The sequence below is a fragment of the Psychrobacter lutiphocae DSM 21542 genome (assembly GCF_000382145.1).
Classification (GTDB): domain Bacteria; phylum Pseudomonadota; class Gammaproteobacteria; order Pseudomonadales; family Moraxellaceae; genus Psychrobacter; species Psychrobacter lutiphocae.
The window spans coordinates 1-19,343 of record NZ_KB907668.1; the positions used below are offsets into that span (position 1 = coordinate 1).

15 protein-coding genes are annotated in these 19,343 nt (G+C 42.3%); 6 read left to right on the plus strand and 9 right to left on the minus strand.

Annotation, left to right across the window (positions count from 1 at the left end; all coding sequences use genetic code 11):
- From H140_RS15660 to serS, 7 genes are all read right to left on the minus strand, one after another.
- Positions 1 to 265, minus strand: a 265-nt coding sequence (locus H140_RS15660; protein WP_026349086.1) for a MerR family DNA-binding transcriptional regulator, incomplete at its 3' end; no start/stop codon positions are given.
- Between the two features lie 55 nt (positions 266 to 320).
- Entirely contained in the window at positions 321 to 1,964 is a 1,644-nt protein-coding gene (locus H140_RS0112470) for a 3-deoxy-D-manno-octulosonic acid transferase (protein WP_019673990.1), read from the minus strand.
- 398 nt (positions 1,965 to 2,362) lie between these two features.
- On the minus strand, positions 2,363 to 4,264 hold the full coding sequence (locus H140_RS0112475; RefSeq protein WP_019673992.1) for a phospholipase D-like domain-containing protein: 1,902 nt from the start codon (positions 4,262 to 4,264) through the stop codon (positions 2,363 to 2,365).
- A 172-nt stretch (positions 4,265 to 4,436) separates the two neighbouring features.
- Positions 4,437 to 5,210, minus strand: a complete 774-nt coding sequence (locus tag H140_RS0112485; RefSeq protein ID WP_019673994.1) for an SDR family NAD(P)-dependent oxidoreductase — start codon at positions 5,208 to 5,210, stop codon at positions 4,437 to 4,439.
- An 87-nt stretch (positions 5,211 to 5,297) separates the two neighbouring features.
- The gene (locus H140_RS0112490; RefSeq protein WP_019673995.1) at positions 5,298 to 6,977 is read right to left on the minus strand and encodes an AMP-binding protein; all 1,680 of its coding nucleotides are present in this window, start codon (positions 6,975 to 6,977) and stop codon (positions 5,298 to 5,300) included.
- A 498-nt stretch (positions 6,978 to 7,475) separates the two neighbouring features.
- A complete protein-coding gene (tkt, locus tag H140_RS0112495; RefSeq protein ID WP_019673996.1) occupies positions 7,476 to 9,476 on the minus strand; it encodes a transketolase in 2,001 nt (666 codons plus the stop codon).
- Positions 9,477 to 9,560: 84 nt separating this feature from the next.
- Complete coding sequence (serS, locus tag H140_RS0112500; protein ID WP_019673997.1) at positions 9,561 to 10,847, minus strand: serine--tRNA ligase; 1,287 nt, start codon at positions 10,845 to 10,847, stop codon at positions 9,561 to 9,563.
- Between the two features lie 519 nt (positions 10,848 to 11,366).
- Here serS and H140_RS0112505 point away from each other — a divergent pair.
- Positions 11,367 to 12,038, plus strand: coding sequence for a YcxB family protein (locus tag H140_RS0112505; RefSeq protein ID WP_019673998.1), 672 nt, complete (start codon positions 11,367 to 11,369; stop codon positions 12,036 to 12,038).
- A 748-nt stretch (positions 12,039 to 12,786) separates the two neighbouring features.
- Positions 12,787 to 13,260, plus strand: coding sequence for a Dps family protein (locus H140_RS0112510; protein WP_019673999.1), 474 nt, complete (start codon positions 12,787 to 12,789; stop codon positions 13,258 to 13,260).
- Positions 13,261 to 13,401: 141 nt separating this feature from the next.
- Here the strand turns inward: H140_RS0112510 and H140_RS0112515 are convergent, their stop codons facing one another.
- The gene (locus tag H140_RS0112515; protein WP_019674000.1) at positions 13,402 to 14,868 is read right to left on the minus strand and encodes an SLC13 family permease; all 1,467 of its coding nucleotides are present in this window, start codon (positions 14,866 to 14,868) and stop codon (positions 13,402 to 13,404) included.
- A 288-nt stretch (positions 14,869 to 15,156) separates the two neighbouring features.
- Here H140_RS0112515 and H140_RS0112520 point away from each other — a divergent pair, with 288 nt between their 5' ends.
- The 3 genes from H140_RS0112520 to aspA all read left to right on the plus strand — a co-directional run bounded on the left by H140_RS0112520 (position 15,157) and on the right by aspA (position 17,934).
- Positions 15,157 to 15,879 (plus strand): AzlC family ABC transporter permease, encoded by a 723-nt coding sequence (locus H140_RS0112520; protein WP_019674001.1) that lies wholly within the window; start codon positions 15,157 to 15,159, stop codon positions 15,877 to 15,879.
- On the plus strand, positions 15,879 to 16,238 hold the full coding sequence (locus H140_RS0112525) for an AzlD domain-containing protein (RefSeq protein ID WP_019674002.1): 360 nt from the start codon (positions 15,879 to 15,881) through the stop codon (positions 16,236 to 16,238). The genes H140_RS0112520 and H140_RS0112525 overlap by 1 nt, the downstream gene beginning before the upstream one ends.
- Positions 16,239 to 16,515: 277 nt before the next feature.
- Entirely contained in the window at positions 16,516 to 17,934 is a 1,419-nt protein-coding gene (gene aspA, locus H140_RS0112530; protein ID WP_019674003.1) for an aspartate ammonia-lyase, read from the plus strand.
- Positions 17,935 to 18,235: 301 nt separating this feature from the next.
- Here the strand turns inward: aspA and cobA are convergent, their stop codons facing one another.
- Entirely contained in the window at positions 18,236 to 19,096 is an 861-nt protein-coding gene (gene cobA / locus H140_RS0112535) for a uroporphyrinogen-III C-methyltransferase (RefSeq protein WP_019674004.1), read from the minus strand.
- A gap of 2 nt (positions 19,097 to 19,098) precedes the next feature.
- On the opposite strand from cobA, the gene H140_RS15665 reads away from it, so the two are divergent.
- The coding region (locus H140_RS15665) for a helix-turn-helix domain-containing protein (protein ID WP_156819117.1) at positions 19,099 to 19,343 on the plus strand (245 nt) is incomplete at its 3' end.

A 19,343-nucleotide genomic window follows, 5' to 3' on the forward strand; every position in this document is an offset into this window, starting at 1 on the left:
AGCAGTACAGCTCAAGCATCTCAATTTGACGCTGCAAGTCTGGCTTTTGGTCATGACTTGATACACGAGCATAAGCTATGGTTTTGCGTTGTTGTTCCACCTTACTGTGAGTCAGGTTTGGGTTTATTTTAGACAAATCGTATCTACGATGACCTTTTGGCGTTCTTTGGGCGACAAGCACACCTGTCTCATCCCATCTCCGTAGAGTTGAGACAGAAACGCCTAATCGGTCAGCTGCTTGTTTTATGCTTAATAATCTATTCATAGTAAGTGATTATAAATAGATTTAGATAGAATTTATGTTACTGTTTGTAGCCCTCTTAATCTGTACGCTGACGCACCTCAAAGTGATCAAAATCCAACACCTCTTGGCGTACATCAGGCACCAGTTGTTGCTTATTATGATTAGCCAACAGCTTTTCAATCATCGCTAACTGTCTTTGCATCGCATCACTTTTTTTAGCGACTAACTGTTGTCCTTTTTTACCTGCATGTTTGGCCAGGCTTGGCTCGGTAAGCCATAGTTTAAGCGCATTATAAAGACTCAGCTCTGGCTGTTCTGGCTGATATTTATCTTTTTTGTTTCTTTTATTACTGTGTTTTGTCACGTTGTCTTTATTATCCTGTATATCTGCTGACGCCACCACTTGCAACGCTCCAGCCAAGCTTAGCTCAGCCACCACCTCATGGCAAGACTGGATATAAACCCCCATAATCACAGGCTTTGCAAAACAGGACGCTTCAATCGGATTATGTCCACCAACATTCACCAGCGAGCCACCAACAAAGGCCACATCCGCCAGCTGATAACAATCGATCAGCTCACCCATACTATCGGCCAGATATACTTGCGTATCTGTCTCTATCAACTGTTGCTCACTGCGCCTATTAAACTTTAGTCCAGACTGTTCAACCAGCTTTGCCACCGCATCAAAGCGCTCAGGATGTCTGGGCACCAAAATTAACAGCGCCTGCTCCATCCCCACCTGTTGCAACAATTTCTTATGCGCCTGTAATACTTGTACCTCTTCACCTTCATGAGTGCTACCAGCCACCCAAATCGGACGACTATGCAACGCATCGGTACCTGCAACCGAAAACCTAGCTTGCAACTGGCACAACTGCTCTGCTTGCACTTGACCGACCAATTCTGATGATAGATCAAGCGGACTGGTTGACCACTTCAGCGAATCCGCCCAGCGAATCTTAGGCACAGGAGCACCCAACTTACGAAATCGCTTCGCAGAATCTGCATCTTGTGCAATAATCATACTAATATTATGCAGCATGCCTTGGCTCACCGTACCAAACTTTGCATAATTATCAAATGACTTTTGCGATAATCTGGCATTGACCAATACTGAAGGAATACCCCTTTGATGCAATACTGCCAAGATATTTGCCCACAATTCTGTCTCAACAAACATCACCAAATCTGGCTTCGCCTGATCAACAAATTTCTGAATCACCGCCACATCATCCACTGGCACAAAGCTATGCACCATCTGCTGTGTCGCCAGCGCTTCTGCAAATAAGCTCTGCGTACGCGCATAACCCGTCTGTGTAGTATTAGTCAACCAAATCCTCGCCCCTTGTGCCAGCATCTGACGTAACATTGGAGCAATGGTATTGGTCTCTCCAAGCGACACCGCATGACACCAAATCATCCGATTTTTAAACACACTCGGCGCAATCAGCTCATCCTTACTTGCCGTCAATATCGGCGCTGACGGATACAGCTTTCCAAATCGCGCATTCACCTCAGTAGCATAATCCGCCATTGGCAACCCCGTCTTTTTTGCCTGCTGATGACGGTGCCACAAAACACACCGATACACAGGCTTAAGCACCTTAATCGCCAATTTGTAATACCAAGGCACAGGGTAAGTCTTTGATACATCATGCGTATTTGAGGTACTGGCACAGATGGGTTCCGAACTATTTTTATTATTAATATCTGCCATGCTCAGCCCATTTCTACCTGAAAATTTATAACATCACCAATTGCCACCGCCCAGCCACACACAACCAAAAGCAGCAGCAACCAAAAAAATAGCAACTATTCTACCCTACTTTATCCTGCTTAGCATAACCATTTTACACCTACCTAACAACTCGCACCCAAGCCACAAGCAACCCAACTAGCAACACACAACCCAACTAGCAACACACAACCCAACCCACGTACAATACCCTGACATACACCAAACCATAACACACACAAGGCTATGCCCCCTTCGTTTTTTAAAAGAAGGGCTGGAGATGGATTTTCTTCACACTTCTCACATCTGGAGATGGCTTTTTAACATATCTCAAGTTAATATATCTCAAGGAATGGATTTTCTTTTTGCCAACCAGCTAACTACAACAAGGGACTAAACAAGCGGATACCAGAGTCAAACAACTGCTTATAGCGTGGACGAGTATTCCAGCGAACTAAATCAAGCATTTCACATTGAGTCAAATACGCCTGTTGACATGCCTTAACCTGCTCCACAATTTGTGACGAATATAAAGCCAAACTCACCTCCATATTCAAATAAAAACTGCGCATATCCATATTCACCGTTCCAAACAAACAATAGTCATCGTCAACCACCACTGTTTTAGCATGAAGCAAGCCACCTTTAAACAAAGCAATCTTCACCCCTGCTTCCATCAAAATCGAATATGAAGATTGCGAAGCGTGCTGTACTAAAAAAGAATCGACTTTTTTTGGCAAAATTAAAGTGACTTCAACCCCACGCTTTGCAGCTGTTGTCAAGGCCGCAAGCAATGCCTCATCAGGCACAAAATACGGTGTGGTAATCTGGATACCGTGGTCAGCACGATGAAAGATAGTCAATAAAGTGTGATAGATAACGTGCTCCGTAATACGTGGAGCTGATGGGATAAGCTGAGCCAACACATTGCTAACTGGCTTAAGATTGGCCAATGGTCGCATATAGTCAAGTGCTTGCTCTTTTAGGGCCTGTAACGCTTGAGGACTCTGGCTTTCTGTCGTTTTCTCCCCTACAACTTGCTCAGGGTCTGGCGTTAGGGTTAAGGTTTGGTTATTGGCCTTAAACTCACGCCCATACTCACTGCTCAAATGAAAAGAAGATATCTGGCGTGCCAAATAGCCAGTAGCCTTGTCATTGACATCATTAATCGCAGGCTTTGGGTGATATAGCTTTCGGGTATAAGTATTGATGATGGCCTCAATACGCTTACCCAGCAGTTTTAGGTTGCGCGAGCTCTCAGCTCCGATATCAGTGACACTCACTGCGGTCAAGGCAGTGACCACACTGACTGACTTATCGCTTTTGATACGCATCATTAAGTCGATCCACTGCCCTACATCTTTATCTTGCTTAAAAAACTCTGGATCAACCAAATTAAAGCTACCGGTATAGCCAATGTCGTCATCAATTACCACAATTTTGCGATGATTGCGCAAATCAGTGCGCTTAAATAAGGTCTTAAACAAACCCACAGGCAACGACTGATGAATAATAATGCCAGCCGTAATTAACCTCGTGTGCCATGCATCAGAAAAAAAGCTAAAACTGCCCACGCTATCGGCAAGTATCTGACACTCCACTCCACGTTTGGCGGCCGCAATTAAAGCTTGAAATACTTGTTGCACTCGCCCTTTGGGATAGATAATATAAAACTCCATCACAATCAAGCTGTGGGCTTGGTTGATGTCCTTAATTAGAGTATCAAACATGATATCGGCTGAGGTTAGCAACTGCATTTGATGCTCGTCATAAACGCCAAAACCAGTGTCATAGGTGCCGATACGACTCACGCCTTGATAGCGCTCAGGTAGGGTGTCATCGACTTTGGCCAGTTGGATGGCCTCATGTTTTGCCAGTCCTTTTAACATACGCTGGGCTTGAGCGTTACGAGATTTGTAGCTTTTGCCCAAAAACGGCTCACCCACTAACAAATAGGCAATAATACTGACAAAAGGAATGGCAAACAGCAACACCAGCCAAGCAATGGCAATGCCAGTGTTGCGCTGAGTAGATAGGATGCGCACTATCATAAAGATGGTTAGCAATAAGTGAACAGCGACACCCATCCACGCCCAACCACCAGCTGAGATGTTTTGCACAAACAAACTAAACGCCTGCCAACCATCTGACAGTATCGGCATCGCAACTGAGCTTGTCAGTATCATACCTGAGTCTGCGACAAAGGTTATCGTATTTCCTGCAGTAATTGCTGCTTCATTTGTTTCAGCCTGTCTCACCATATCATCACCGACCAGCATCATCACCGACCAGCATCATCATCAACTAGCATATCACTTGCTAATATGATTTCTGCCACTGCGCCACATAAAAAGAATACAAGCGTCATCATGGCATAAGATAGACTATTCGTCATCCTTATTAACAAAAAATGAACTTAGAAATGATATCCAGCCCTTAGATCAAATAAATCACTTAGATCATACGGATAGCACCATCAAGACGAATGACATCACCGTTTAAATAGGCATTTTCGATAATATGCGCCACCAAGTTGGCATATTCAGATGGCTTACCTAAACGCTTAGGATACGGCACACTTGCTTTGAGCTGCTCTTGTGCTTTTTCTGGTAAGCCGGCCATCATAGGTGTCTCAAAAATACCAGGGGCAATGGTCATCACTCGGATACCATGACGGGTTAGCTCTCTGGCTAATGGCAAGGTCATACCCACCACGCCAGATTTTGACGATGCATAGCTGGCTTGACCCACTTGCCCATCAAAGGCAGCTATCGAGGCGGTATTAATAATCACCCCCTTATCTTCGTTATTTGGACCACCATCAGCGGCAACACGTTTGGCGATACTAGCAGCAACCAAGCGAGCGACGTTAAAAGTGCCTACTAGGTTGATTTGGATACCTTTGTTAAATTGGTCAAGATCTGCAGGATTGTTCTCACGATCTAACAATTTTTGAACAATGGCTATACCAGCACAGTTAATACTGCCTGCCAGCCCGCCCAGCGCTTCGGCAGCGGTTACCGCCGCTTGTACTTGCTCGCCATTGGTCACATCACAGCGCACAAAACGCACTGAGTCACCCAACTCATCGGCAAGCGCTTGTCCTGCGTCTGCATTTAAGTCAGCAATGACTGCTTTTGCGCCACGTGCGACCAACTCACGAACGGTTGCTTCGCCTAATCCTGACGCACCGCCGGTAACGATAAAGGTTTTTGCTTTAATATCCATACCACATCCTTCTGAAGTTGTTTTATTAAATTATTTAATTGTTAAACTAATGTTTTAATTGAACCAGCGCTTTGATTTAACTGGCGCCTAGTTTAATTGACGTAAGATAAAGCGCTGAATCTTACCACTAGGTGTTTTTGGCAATGCATCAACGAAGGTCACTTGACGCGGATAAGCATGTGCTGACAGTCTTTGATGCACCAAGGACTTAATTTCTTGTACTAACGCATCACTAGCTTTAATACCTTTTTTTAATACAATAAATGACTTAACTACCTGCCCACGCACCTCATCAGGTACGCCAACCGCAGCAGACTCGGCAACTGAATCATGCGCCATCACACAGTTTTCTACATCGGTTGGTCCAATGCGATAACCTGCACTAATAATAATATCATCATCACGACCGACAAACCAGAAAGTACCATCTTCATGGCGTTCAACCATATCTCCAGTTAAATAGTAGTCCCCTTCAAAGGCTTGCTTCTCATTCCAGCTGTAACCATTAAAATAAAATGCAGGTGACTGACTCACAATGACTGCCAACTGTCCTGGCACCCCATCAGCAACTGGCTGCAACTGATCATCTAATACAACCAAAGCATGCCCAGGCAACGGCATGCCCATACAGCCAGTCGGAACTTGATGCAATAAAGCATGGTGCATACAGCAAGTCATTCCAGTTTCAGTTTGCCCGTATTGATCATAAATCGGACACCCCAAGTTTTCAGTGACCCAGCCCACCACCTCAGTATTAAGCGTTTCTCCTGCTGAATTAGCCACACGTAAAACGAGCTTATCAGCAACATTTTCAAAAATACCACTGGATTTCATCATCCGAAAAGCAGTTGGTGAAGATGCGATATTAGTAATCTGATGTCGGGTTAAAAAATCAAGGCTATTTTGCGGATCGAAGCCTGCTTCATTAAAATAAGTAGTTATTCCCATTAATAAAGGTCCAGTAATGCCATAATACAAACCATACGCCCAGCCAGGATCTGCCATATTCCAGTAGTTATCATCTTCTCTTAAATCAATAGCGTAGCGCATATATAAATAAAAGGTCGGTAAAGCAGCTAAGGGAACACTCACACCTTTTGACTTTCCTACTGTACCTGAAGTAAACATCTGCAAAAAGGTTGCATCCGTCTTCAATTGTACCGGCTCACATACGGATGACTGCTGCCATGCCTGTGCAAAAATATCATCATCATAACCACTAGCTTTGGCAGTCGCCTGATCTTCAACCAACACCATGGTGGGTAAATTATCTATGTCATCAAACTTTACCCGATTCTCCAAATTAGTAAACACCACTTTGGTATCGGCTTTATCCAATCGATAGGCAATGGATTCTATACCAAAGGCTGTAAATAGTGGCTGATAAATTGCACCAATGCGCCAAGTTGCCATCACGATAATTAATAACTCTGGTGTGCGTGGCAACATAGTCGCGACCCTATCGCCAGCTTGTACCCCATAAGCACGAAGTAAGTTGGCCACTTGCGCACTTTTTTGTGCCAGATCATAAAAAGTGAGCGTGGTGATACGCTGCTTACTGTCTTCATGCACTAAAGCTGGCTTGTCGGCTAGCCCATTACGAATATGCCGACCACAACAAGCCATATAGGCATTAAGCGCATCTTCGGGATGATCTTGAAAAATTTGTTGCAATAAATCTTGCTGATCAAATTGCTGATAAAAGTCAGAATAATCTTGTCGCAAATCAGTGTTTTTGGGCACTGAGGTGGGATTAGAAGTGAACATAACGCTATTCCTTTAGCATATTCAGCAACCTGCTGAGTTCAATATAATAGGGCTAACAACCTGTTAGCTCACCGAGACTTGGGCGTGTCTTCATTATTTAGCTATTTTTAACCCAGTTAAATATCATTGCACGAATTGAAGACATGACTAATATTAATAACCGATTCTAACTATTATTTCAATACAAAATGTCTCATTAATACAAAATATTAAATCAACAATGGTGTTTGAAAAAAAATGCAAAACATAAAAAAATAAGTAACCGTCAAAACAAACTGACAAAAGCAGTTCATTTTATCAATTACGCCCTGAATTAACTGGTAACAGCGCACCTAAAAAATATACCTATTAAAAAAGAGCTTCCAGAAAAATCTGAAAGCTCTTTAATTTTGGGGTCTGAAATTTTAGGGGCTGGTGAATGCTCAATAACCCCTAGTTACTTTAAATACTCATAGTTACTTTAAATACTCAGCTGAAAGTTTAGCTTATCAGGTTTGTTTATTTAACCAAATCCGTCACCGCATCTACCACAGCTTCTGCAGTGATACCAAACTCTTTGAACAGCTCTGACGCTGGCGCAGACTCACCATAAGTGGTCATGCCAATCACTTTACCGTCAAGACCAACGAACTTATACCAATAGTCCACATGCGCTGCTTCAACTGCCACACGGGCACGAATATTTGCAGGCAGTACTGACTCACGATAGTCATCATTTTGCGCAGTAAATACTTCGGCACATGGCATAGACACCACACGCACGCCCACACCCTGCTCGCTTAGCGTGTTGTAAGCGTCCATCGCCAAGCCCACTTCTGAACCAGTTGCAATGATAATGGCTTGTAGCTCAGCTTGTTCTTTGGCCAGCACATAACCACCTTTGGCAATGTTGGCAACCTGCTCGCTATCACGGCTTTGATGTGGCAAAGTCTGACGGCTAAAGATAAGCGCCGATGGTGTGCTCTCTGATTGTAGCGCATGCGACCAAGCGGTAGCAGTCTCAACCGTATCACAAGGACGCCAAGTATGTAGATTTGGCGTGGTGCGTAAGCTGGTCAACTGCTCGATAGGCTGGTGCGTAGGGCCATCTTCACCCAGACCGATTGAGTCATGGGTGTAGACATGGATCACACGCTGTTTCATTAATGCGCCCATGCGCACTGCGTTGCGTGCATATTCCATAAACATCAAGAAGGTCGCCACGTAAGGGATAAAGCCACCGTGCAAGGCAATACCGTTGGCAATGGCGGTCATACCAAATTCACGCACGCCGTAGTAAATATAGTTACCATCGGCATCAGTTTGTAGACCTTTGGCGTCTTTGAATAAGGTTAGGTTTGAGCCTGCCAAATCCGCTGAGCCACCCATGATTTCAGGTAGCAACGGCTGGAAGGTATTGATCGCATTAAAGCTGGCTTTGCGGCTGGCCACATCATCACCGTCCGCTTGGCATTGCTGGATATAGGTTTGTGCTTGCTTGGCAAAGTCTACTGGCAACTCACCACTTAGACGGCGCTCAAGCTCTGCTGCCAGCTCTGGATAAGCTTTTTTATAGGCTTCAAAATCAGCTTCCCAGTTCTTTTGTAGTGCATCACCTTTGGCTTTGGCATCCCATGCTTCATAGATCTCATCAGCCAATTCAAATGGCGCATGTTTCCAAGCCAGCTCATCACGGGTTAAGGCGATTTCATCATCACCTAGTGGTGCACCGTGGCTTGAGGCTTTGCCCTGTTTGTTCGGGCTACCAATACCAATGATGGTTTTACAAATAATTAAACTTGGCTTGCTGGTTTCTGCTAACGCTTCTTCAGTGGCTTTGGTGATTTCGTCAGCGTTGTGACCATCGACTTTGATCACCTGCCAGCCATAGCTTTCAAAGCGTTTTTGGGTGTCGTCAGTGAACCAACCTTCAACTTCGCCATCAATAGAGATGCCGTTGTCATCGTAATAAAAGACCAATTTGCCCAGACCTAACGTACCGGCCAATGAGCAAACTTCATGGCTGATGCCTTCCATCAAGCAGCCGTCACCTAAAAAAGCATAGGTGTGGTGATCAATGATGTTGTGACCGTCACGGTTAAATTGAGCGGCCAATGTTTTTTCGGCAATGGCAAAACCTACGGCGTTAGCAATACCTTGACCTAATGGGCCTGTGGTGGTTTCTACCCCTGGCGTATAGCCATACTCAGGATGGCCTGGGGTCTTTGAATGCAATTGGCGAAATTGCTTCAAATCTTCGATGCTAACATCATAGCCGGTCAAATGTAGCAAGGCATAAATTAGCATCGAGCCATGACCATTGGACAGTACAAAGCGGTCACGGTTTGGCCACTGCGGGTCGGTTGGGTTATGTTTTAAAAACTTGCGCCATAATACCTCCGCAATGTCTGCCATGCCCATAGGTGCGCCTGGGTGCCCTGAATTAGCCTTTTGAACCGCATCAAAAGAAAGCACACGAATGGCGTTGGCGAGTTTGCGTTCAGATATTGGAGTTGACATATACATTCCTAGGTGTTGGTGGTCTATTGCAACTAAAAATAAAAAAGTAATGAAAAAATTAAGCTGTTAAAGTTTTAGCTTAAATTACAGGCTAATACGCTCAGCACCGCCCATAAACGGACGCAGAGCTTCTGGAATGGTGATACTGCCATCCGCATTTTGATGGTTTTCCATGATGGCCAATAAGGTGCGCCCCACTGCCAAACCAGAGCCATTTAACGTGTGTGCCAGCTCAGTTTTCTTGCCATCTTTCACTCGTGTGCCCATACGGCGTGCTTGGAAGTCACCGCAAGTTGAGCAGCTTGAGATTTCACGATAGGTATCTTGGCTAGGTACCCACACTTCAATGTCATAAGTACGTCTGGCGCTAAAGCCCATATCACCGGTACACAGCTTCACCACACGATATGGCAGCTCTAACTGCTGCAAGATGTATTCTGCTTGCGCTGTCATTTGCTCTAGCAGCTCATCAGATTGCTCAGCAGTACCGATATTGACCATCTCTACTTTTTCAAACTGATGCTGACGAATCAGACCGCGTGTATCTCGACCATGCGAGCCAGCTTCACTTCTAAAGCAAGGGGTATGCGCAGTGAATTTGAGTGGTAAGTCTTTGGCATCCAAACGCTCGCCACGCACCAAGTTGGTCATGGGCACTTCTGCGGTTGGGATTAAATAAAAGCCCATGCCTTCATTGTGGGTGTGGTTGGTTAGTTTAAATAAATCTTCTTCAAACTTCGGCAACTGCCCTGTGCCTTGTAAGCTATCAGAGTTGGCAATATAAGGTAGGTAGCACTCAGTATAGCCATATTTGACGGTATGGGTATTTAGCATATACTGAATCAAAGCACGATGTAATTGCGCCAATTGACCAGTTAATACGCTAAAGCGACTGCCAGTAATCTTAGCGGCTGCGCCAAAGTCTAGCATGTGTAAACCTTCGCCAATATCGGTATGATCTTTGATATCAAAGTCAAATTGACGTGGCGTGCCCCACTTACGCACTTCTTCGTTGTCTTCTTCTGACTCACCAAAGGGCACGTCATCGGCTGGGATATTCGGGATTTGTAGCGCAGCTTGGTTAATTTTATCTTGCAGCGCTTTTAGAGCTTCTTCTGCTTGCTTGATATCACTGCTGATTTCTTGCATTTGCGCCATCAGCTCACTGGCATCTTCGCCATTTTTTTTCAGCTCGCCCACTTGCCTCGCACCAGCGTTACGCTTGGCTTGCAAATTCTCGGTTTCTACTTGCAAGGCTTTACGCTGTGACTCCATTTGTTGCCAAAAGTCGATATCTAACTCATAGCCACGGCCAGCAAGCTTTTGTTTCAGCTCGGTTAAATCTTGGCGTAATAACTTAGGATCAATCATGCAGCACCTTTTTTAGTAAATATCAATTAAAAACGACCAGAAAAATAATGGACACTATCATACCAAGACCTGACATTTTTGACCATGTTTAAACACAGATAAGTGAATAAATTGGCATAAAATATCAAAAAAAGAACGTGGCTTGCATAGAATTCATTTTTTGAGCGAAAAAGTGAATCGCATGCAGCCTATGACCGTCATCTTAGCTGTCTCTGTCACCCTAGTTCTTACTGTCGCAGGGGTTCACTCTACTTTACTTGATTAAGCCTCTTTCTAAACGTCACATCAGACACTCATAAGACGCTACATTAGACAATGCTCAACCATTGAATCTTGCTCACCACTAGATTGCTGGCTATTTTATCGCATCCATTCACTAAATTGGTTTGCATTAACCCGTTTCAATTAATCCAAGTTTTCGGTAAGATAGCCATATATCTGTGACAAGTCACTTTGACAACAATTACTTGTCATCATTTGTTTTATTTCGCCTTTATTAATATCTACTCGAGTATCTATATGGCTCTTTATCCTTACACCCTACAACCTATTGAACTGAATCTTTCTGAAGATGAATTTCAACGTGCCCAATTTGAATTATTTGAACAATCACAACCCTCGTTTGGCTTATCTAGTATTAAGTTAAAAGAGTGGCTTATTATGGCAGTTTTTGTTGGTATTGCTATTGCTGGTATTATTTTTGTCTCAGGCTATTCAACGGCCATCTTTTACATCATGCTAATTTTGGTAGCGCTGTATCTTATTATTCGCACCTTTGGCATGAAGTGGTATGTTAAACGTGAGTTTGAAAAGCAAATGGCTGAGCAAGAAATGCCAGAAGAGATGAAACAGCTAAAACTTGGGGTGCAAAAGCACGGGCTTATCATGAGCATGCCTGCGCCAAATAGTGGCATGCAAAATATGGGAAGCGGCATGTCTAAGTCAATGCGTGGCAGCTTACAAATGCGTGCAGCCAGCCAGCAACAAGCAGTGATCCCTTGGACAGCCGTAAAAAGCTGGGAAGAAACGGACGACTACATCTTTATGATGTTTGAGCTACAAGGCCAGCAAGGTAGCCAAATTATCCCAAAACGTTTACAGTCACAAAAATTCCCTATTGATACGGTACGTACACATCTACTAGAAGTGGTACCAAACAAAGGATTAAACCCTGAAACACTTGGTCAATAGCCCACTATGAACAAGCCATTTATGACTGCTTAATCATATCTTTCAACCTTACTTGCAACTAGGCTTTTTAAGAGTAAGTGCGTTAAGAGGTACAGATAGTTAGGTATTACGTGTGATAAGCGTCGATTGCCAGCCACCTAGTAACTTATACCATCTAGTAACTTATACCACCTACTAATTTATAATAAGTTGCAAGTGGATTTGTCTAAGCAAGGCTAAGGCTTAGCAGTTAATGCAAGTTAAGTAATTTTACTTTTCGATTTGTAAACTACCCTTAACCTGCCATTAGAAATTAGTTATCATAATCTCGTGTCAATAAAGAACAAAACAACAAGCCAAATACAAATGCTGATTTACGCCCTTGTAGTGTTTTATGCCATTGTAGTGTTTTATGCCATTGTAGTGTTCAGTTTTCCAGATCTAGCATTGATACAGCATCGTTTGTATTATATAAAACAAATCGCTATCATTTAAATGATTTATTTTACAAATGATAAGTAATTGATTAAAATTAATATAAATAAAAAGCAGTGCTCATTAACTCATAGCACTGGTATTAGAATTAAAGTATAAGATCAGTTTTTGAATTGATAACAACATTGCCATTTAAATTACTCGGATGTGTTTTCATTTTGAAAATGGTGTTAAAAATAAGACAAATTGCAGGACAAGATTTAACTATTTTTAGCCCATTTAAATGTCATTACACGAATTGAAGACACGTCCCAAAAATAAGAGGAAAATAATTATGACTACTAATCAAATTGGTTTAGAAAAAAAAGACATGACAGCAGTTATTGAAAAACTAAATGACCTGCTATCAAGCTATCATATATTTTATATTAACGTTCGTGGCTATCACTGGAACGTCAAAGGTCCTCACTTCTTCTCATTACATGAAAAATTTGAAGAGCTATACACTAGCCTACAAGTTCAAATTGATGAAATTGCAGAACGTGTTTTGACCCTTGGTGGTACACCTCTACACGCATACAGTGACTTTGCACAACACAGCAAAATCAAAGAAGACAAGCAAGTCTTTGATGGTAATGAGTGTGTAAAAGGTGTGGTGTCGGGTTTACAAGAGCTTATCGAAGAGCAGCGTGGCGTTTCTGCAACTGCTGAAGAAGCCGAAGACCAAGGTACTGCTGACTTAGTTGATGATTATGTTCAAGAACAAGAAAAACTAGTTTGGATGTATAACGCATTCTTAGGTAAATAAATATGTATCACTTATATTAGCGTACTGTTAATATAAATGTATCCTTTATTTTGACTAAGTTTGACTAAACAAGTTAATCAAAAAAATCCCTATCTCAGTGATAGGGATTTTTTATTGCTATGCAATCTAGGGCGATTACAATTACAGTAAAATAAAGTATGCCCAGCAAGCCACGACTAATGAAGCGACAATATTCAGCACTATACCAACCCGCACCATCTCAGATTGCTTGATCAACCCAGTACCAAACACAATCGCATTCGGCGGTGTCGCCACAGGTAACATAAAGGCACAAGAGGCACCAATACCAATAATCATCACCAATACTTCTGTTGCAATACCCATTTGCTCAGCAATGGCCACAAAAACAGGAACCAACAAAGCAGCAGAAGCTGTGTTAGAAGCAAACTCGGTCAAGAAGATGATAAAGGCAGCCACCACCAATAATACTAAAAATAATGGCGTTGTCATTAGCGCGTTGGCAACTGTTTCACCCATCACCAAAGATGCGCCTGACAGCTTTAACACGTTAGATAAGGCGATACCACCACCAAATAACATGAGCACGCCCCAGTCGGTATTGTCCGAAACCTGCTTCCATGACACCAAGCCCAAACTAACTACCGCAACTGCCGCACTTAAAGCAATCACCGAATCCATTGAGCTAATTTCAAAATACCCACCCAATTGCTTGCCGAATATCCACGAAACAGCCGTTGCTAAAAACACAATAATGGTTAAGATACGGCGCTTGGTCCATGGAATCTGCGGCTTATCTACTGAACTGATTTTGACATTCAAATTTGGCTTTAATACCAAATACATCACACCCAGTAAAAATGGCGTCAGTACAAAGGTTAATGGTAAACCAAACTTCATCCAATCAATGAATGAGATGTCCAAAGCCTTAGCCGCAATCGCATTTGGTGGCGACCCAACGATGGTACCAAGACCACCCAAACTTGCTGAATAGGCAATACCCAGTAGCACAAACACGAAAGTGCCTCTGTCTTTCTCACGGTCTACTTGTGACAGCATACCAATGGCCAGTGGTAACATCATGGCCGCTGTCGCTGTATTGGAAATCCACATCGATAGCAAAGCAGTTGCCGCAAAGATAAGCACTACCGCATTACCTAAGCGTCCGCCTGCCATAGAGATAAGACCCAGTGCAATTTTTTCATCCAAACGCTGCACGTGTAATGCCGCCGCTAACGCAAAGCCACCAAAGAACAGATAAATGGTTGGACTGGCAAAGCTGCTCAGCGCACTTTTGGTATCAAAATCAGGAATGCCAATAGCTACCCCGAGAATAATGACCAAAATAGCAGTAATGGTCACGTGCAAAGCTTCAGTAAGCCAGAGCACACCAATAAACAGCAGCATGGCTAAGCCTTTGTTGACATTGACATCAAACGGCAAGTTGTTAAATAGAAGAATACTAATGACAGCAGCAATGGCGGTAATCACCAAACCTTTGACCGTACCTTTCGGGAATGTATCAGTAAAAAGATACTCATTACCATCATTAGGGATATGAGCATCTAGGGCTTCTGTATTATTGACATTGGCCTGACTATCTGGCCTTTTGTTGTTTGACTCTTGCATATCATTTCCTTATAAAGACCAATAAAACAATACATTATATTGGTTTTGCAGAAAGCTAGAAGCAGAAATTTTGAAAGATATTACCTGTTAAAATAAGGTAATATTCGCAGGATAAGTCCAAAAAACTTTTGCTAGAGTGACTAACTATGTCTTCTTTTGAGGCCTATCGACGCCAAAGCTGTTGTAACATAGCAGTAACTTTATTATACATTGTATAAAAATAAATACCTGTTGAACATAAAATTGCAATAAATATTTTACAAATTTCAAAAAACATTAGGATCGCATGTGACCACTCAATCTAATCATTCGTCCTCAGTATCCCGCCCTAACTATCAGTGGGCAGATGGATTCAAAAAAAGCCTACCAGTGGCAATGGGCTACTTGCCAGCCGGTATTGCTTTTGGTGTTTTAGCACAAGTTGCTGGTGTGCCTATTTGGGCCACTATTATGCTTAGCATAGTGCTCTATGCTGGTGCTGCCCAATACGCCTGCTTACCTATGTTAAGTACTGGCTTACCCATTGGTACAATAGCCACTAACATTGCCGCTATTAACTTGCGTCATGTCTTTTATGGAATGCCCTTATTAAAATCATTACCTAATAATAAATTGGCAAAAACATACTGCCTATTTGCTCTGACTGACGAAACATTTTCAGTAATGACAAGTCTACCTGCTGAATCACGTCAGACCTTAATACTGCCTATCAGCTTATTTAACCAGTTTTGGTGGGTGTTAGCTGGAGCTATTGGGGCTTTGATTGGTAGCAGTTTAGGGGATTTAATACCTCATTTAGACTTTGCTTTAGTCTGTTTATTTGCCATTTTGGCTTATGAGCAGTTTCAAAGTATCAAGCGCTACTTCCCTGTTATCATTGCTGTTATCTCCTTGATTATTGCCTCTTTTTTTACGACTGATTGGCTGTTACTCATGTCCATTACCATTTGTATGGTGTTTATTCTGGCACGTGGGCTGTGGACACCAAAAAATATGATGGGAGCCAAATAATGACCAGCACATACCTTATCTTGGCGACCTTTGCTATGGCTGGCGTCACTTTTATTATTCGTGCGTTACCTGCATTAATTCCAAAAAAGCTACTTGATACTCCTTGGCTACATCGATTAAACGAAAGCTTACCACTGTCAGTAATGGTGCTTCTCATATTGACTAGCTTATCGTATCAACAACTATCAGCAACAACAGACATTTATAGTACCGAGCTACACTTACTACTTGCTCAAATTGGCGCTCTATTCTTGGTGCTTTTGGTATATCATATTAGCCGCCAACTGTTAATCAGTATGATTGTCGGAATTGCTACTCTCAATGGGATATTGTGGCTACTAAGCAACTGGTTAGTCTAGAGATCAATGAAAATTTTTAGTTTTTAAAATCAATTATTTAGCAGCCATCTATAACCTTTGTTTATTTAAGTCAATAAAAATATTCGTTCGACATATTTATTTTTAAATATATGATATAGTCAGTTCAATTTAACTCTACTACAAGACTGTTGAGCATAGATAGCCACCAGTTTGTCGCAACAGATACATCTGGAACACCCAACACCGTAGTAGGCTTAAAGTTAATTGATTAAATTGCATAAAATTTAAACTAAGACTTCTGACTAGGATGATAAGTATGAGTACCTCTACCCGTCAAGAACACGACTTACTTGGTGAACGTGAGATCCCAGCTGATGCCTACTATGGTATTCAAACCCTCCGTGCTTATGAAAACTTCCATATTAGTGGTGTGCGCCTACATCAATTCCCCCCTTTTATTCGTGCCTTTGCAACGGTCAAAAAAGCAGCCGCTATCGCAAACCACAAAGTCGGTGTGCTCGATGAAACTATCAAAAATGCAATTGTAGCAGCCTGTGATGATTTAATTGAAAGTAAATACCACGATCAATTTATCATCGATATGTTCCAAGGTGGCGCTGGCACTTCGACCAACATGAACGTCAACGAAGTCATTGCCAACCGTGCGCTTGAAATCATGGGGCATAAAAAAGGTGAGTACCAGTTCTTACATCCCAATAATCATGTTAATTTATCACAGTCAACCAACGACTCATATCCAACAGCACTTAAACTGGCATTAGACCACTACTGTCAACGTCTATTGGATAAAATGGATATCCTAATTAACAGCTTTTTGAACAAAAAAGAAGAGCTTGGCGATAGATTAAAAATGGGGCGTACTCACTTGCAAGATGCCGTCCCTATGACAGCTGGACAAGAATTCAATGCTTTTGCCACCATGATTAAGGCAGAAAAAAAACGCATTCAAGATGTTCGCAGTTTATTATATGAGATTAATATGGGTGCTACTGCAATTGGTACAGGAATTAACGCACCCTCAGATTATCCAGAAACAGTCGCCTCTGTTCTATCTAAGCTTACTGGTAAGCCTTTTTATACTTCTGAAGACTTAGTGCAAGCCACACAAGATACCAGTACTTATGTTGCTTTATCAGGTAACTTACGCTTATTAGCAACTCGCTTATCTAAAATTGCGAATGACATTCGTTTGCAATCTTCTGGGCCTCGTGCAGGTCTAGCTCAATATCGTATTCCGCAAATGCAACCTGGCAGCTCTATTATGCCTGGCAAAGTCAACCCTGTTATTCCAGAAGTTGTCAATCAAGCTTGCTTCCATGTAATGGGAATTGACCATGCAATTGCTTTTGCTTCTGAAGCCGGTCAGCTTCAGTTAAACGTTTTTGAGCCTGTCATGACGTTTAACTTATTTACTGGGCTTATCATGATGAGTAATATCTGTGAAACCTTTGCAACTCGCTGTATTGATGGTATCGAGATGAATGAAGATTATTGCCGTCAACAAGTGCTCAGTAATATTGGATTAGTCACTGCATTAAGTCCGCACCTTGGTTACGAAACCTCCTCCCGTATTGCTAAAAAAGCACAGGAAAACGGTGGCAGTGTCTACAATATCGTTTTAGAAGAAAAACTACTGGATCAAGACACACTAGATCTAATTATATCCCCTGAGAATATGGTCTATCCTCTTAATAAAAAGAAAGCAAAGCATTAATAGGCTCTGTCTTATACCAAATCTGAAAATTAAGATATCGAGAGAAACAAATGTAAACGCTACAAATAGTAGGTTTAGCGAGTTTGACAAAGATAGCTTATTTTTCAGAAAAGGCATTGTTATTGATTAGGTTAAAAAATATCCGATGGGCTTTTATCCTGAAAAGCCCATCTTTTTTTGGTTGTTTATCGTCTGTGTTTATAGCTTACGACTTATAACTTACAGCCTTGTACAGAAGGTTAAAGCGCAAGGTAGCTACCTAAAGTGACTGTTAGTAAAGTAAATCTTGGTAAAAAATTGACTAAATAGCAAGTACCACATTTTTTTCTTGCTCCGTAAACCTCTGTTGGATACCTAAATTAACTAAGTTATAGTCACACAACTGCTTATGTAAATTGACCACATCACCCATAATTAATAATGCTGGCGTGGGTAGATTGGCAACAGCCTGTTTGGCCGCAATATCGTCAAGCGTTCCAATTAAAACTTGCTGAGAGGGTAAGCTTGCCTGACTGACTAGAGCAAACGGAGTCTCCCTATCTCTACCCGCTTGTATCAAACCTTGCGTTAAGTCTTTTAAACGATGTAGTCCCATATATAGCACTACGGTCTGGGAGGGATCTAGCATCTCTTTAAAGTCTTCATTTGGCGCATTGGTTTTCTTATAAGCTGTCACAAATTTGACCGATTGCGCATACTCTCGATGAGTCAAAGGAATACCTGTACTGCTAGCAGCGGCACTGGCCGCGGTAATACCTGGTATAGACTCAAAAAAGATATCATTTTCGGCCACTGTTTGTAACTCCTCTCCCCCTCGTCCAAAAATAAAGGGATCGCCACCTTTTAGACGAACCACACACTTGCCAGCCTGAGCATGAGTGACCAATAATTGATTGATATCTTGTTGTGGCAGAGCATGATTATCCCGTCTTTTGCCTACGAAGATTTTGGTAGCAGATTCGGCGCACATTTCTAACACATCTTGGGATACCAGACTATCATACAAAACCACATCCGCTTGTTGCATCACTCGATAGGCTTTAAGGGTCAATAACTCAGGATCACCAGACCCTGCACCAACTAGATAAACCGCTCCTTTTTTTACTTTTTTATTGCCAATATTATTTATAATACCAAACCCAAAATATATAGTATAATTCAATTATGACCAAACTAACAAATACCCTAGACGATCACGACTTTGGCAAATACTCAAAAACTGAGAGCAATCCCAGAGCCCGCCTACGACTGCTGATCTTACACCAGTACAGCATAGGCAAATCCACGATAGATATTGCCAAAGACCTCTGCATACACCCCGAAACTGCCAGACGTACTAAGAAGCGATATTATGAACGAGGACTTGAAAGCATCTACGATCGTCATCGTCGAGGCCGTCACAGCAAGCT

Excerpts from the sequence above, each read along its gene's own strand:
- H140_RS0112470 (WP_019673990.1), bottom strand. The coding sequence starts at position 1,964 with ATGGCAGATATTAATAATAAAAATAGTTCGGAACCCATCTGTGCCAGT.
- H140_RS0112475 (WP_019673992.1), bottom strand. The coding sequence starts at position 4,264 with ATGATGCTGGTCGGTGATGATATGGTGAGACAGGCTGAAACAAATGAA.
- H140_RS0112485 (WP_019673994.1), bottom strand. The coding sequence starts at position 5,210 with ATGGATATTAAAGCAAAAACCTTTATCGTTACCGGCGGTGCGTCAGGA.
- H140_RS0112490 (WP_019673995.1), bottom strand. The coding sequence starts at position 6,977 with ATGTTCACTTCTAATCCCACCTCAGTGCCCAAAAACACTGATTTGCGA.
- tkt (WP_019673996.1), bottom strand. The coding sequence starts at position 9,476 with ATGTCAACTCCAATATCTGAACGCAAACTCGCCAACGCCATTCGTGTG.
- serS (WP_019673997.1), bottom strand. The coding sequence starts at position 10,847 with ATGATTGATCCTAAGTTATTACGCCAAGATTTAACCGAGCTGAAACAA.
- H140_RS0112505 (WP_019673998.1), top strand. The coding sequence starts at position 11,367 with ATGGCTCTTTATCCTTACACCCTACAACCTATTGAACTGAATCTTTCT.
- H140_RS0112510 (WP_019673999.1), top strand. The coding sequence starts at position 12,787 with ATGACTACTAATCAAATTGGTTTAGAAAAAAAAGACATGACAGCAGTT.
- H140_RS0112515 (WP_019674000.1), bottom strand. The coding sequence starts at position 14,868 with ATGCAAGAGTCAAACAACAAAAGGCCAGATAGTCAGGCCAATGTCAAT.
- H140_RS0112525 (WP_019674002.1), top strand. The coding sequence starts at position 15,879 with ATGACCAGCACATACCTTATCTTGGCGACCTTTGCTATGGCTGGCGTC.
- aspA (WP_019674003.1), top strand. The coding sequence starts at position 16,516 with ATGAGTACCTCTACCCGTCAAGAACACGACTTACTTGGTGAACGTGAG.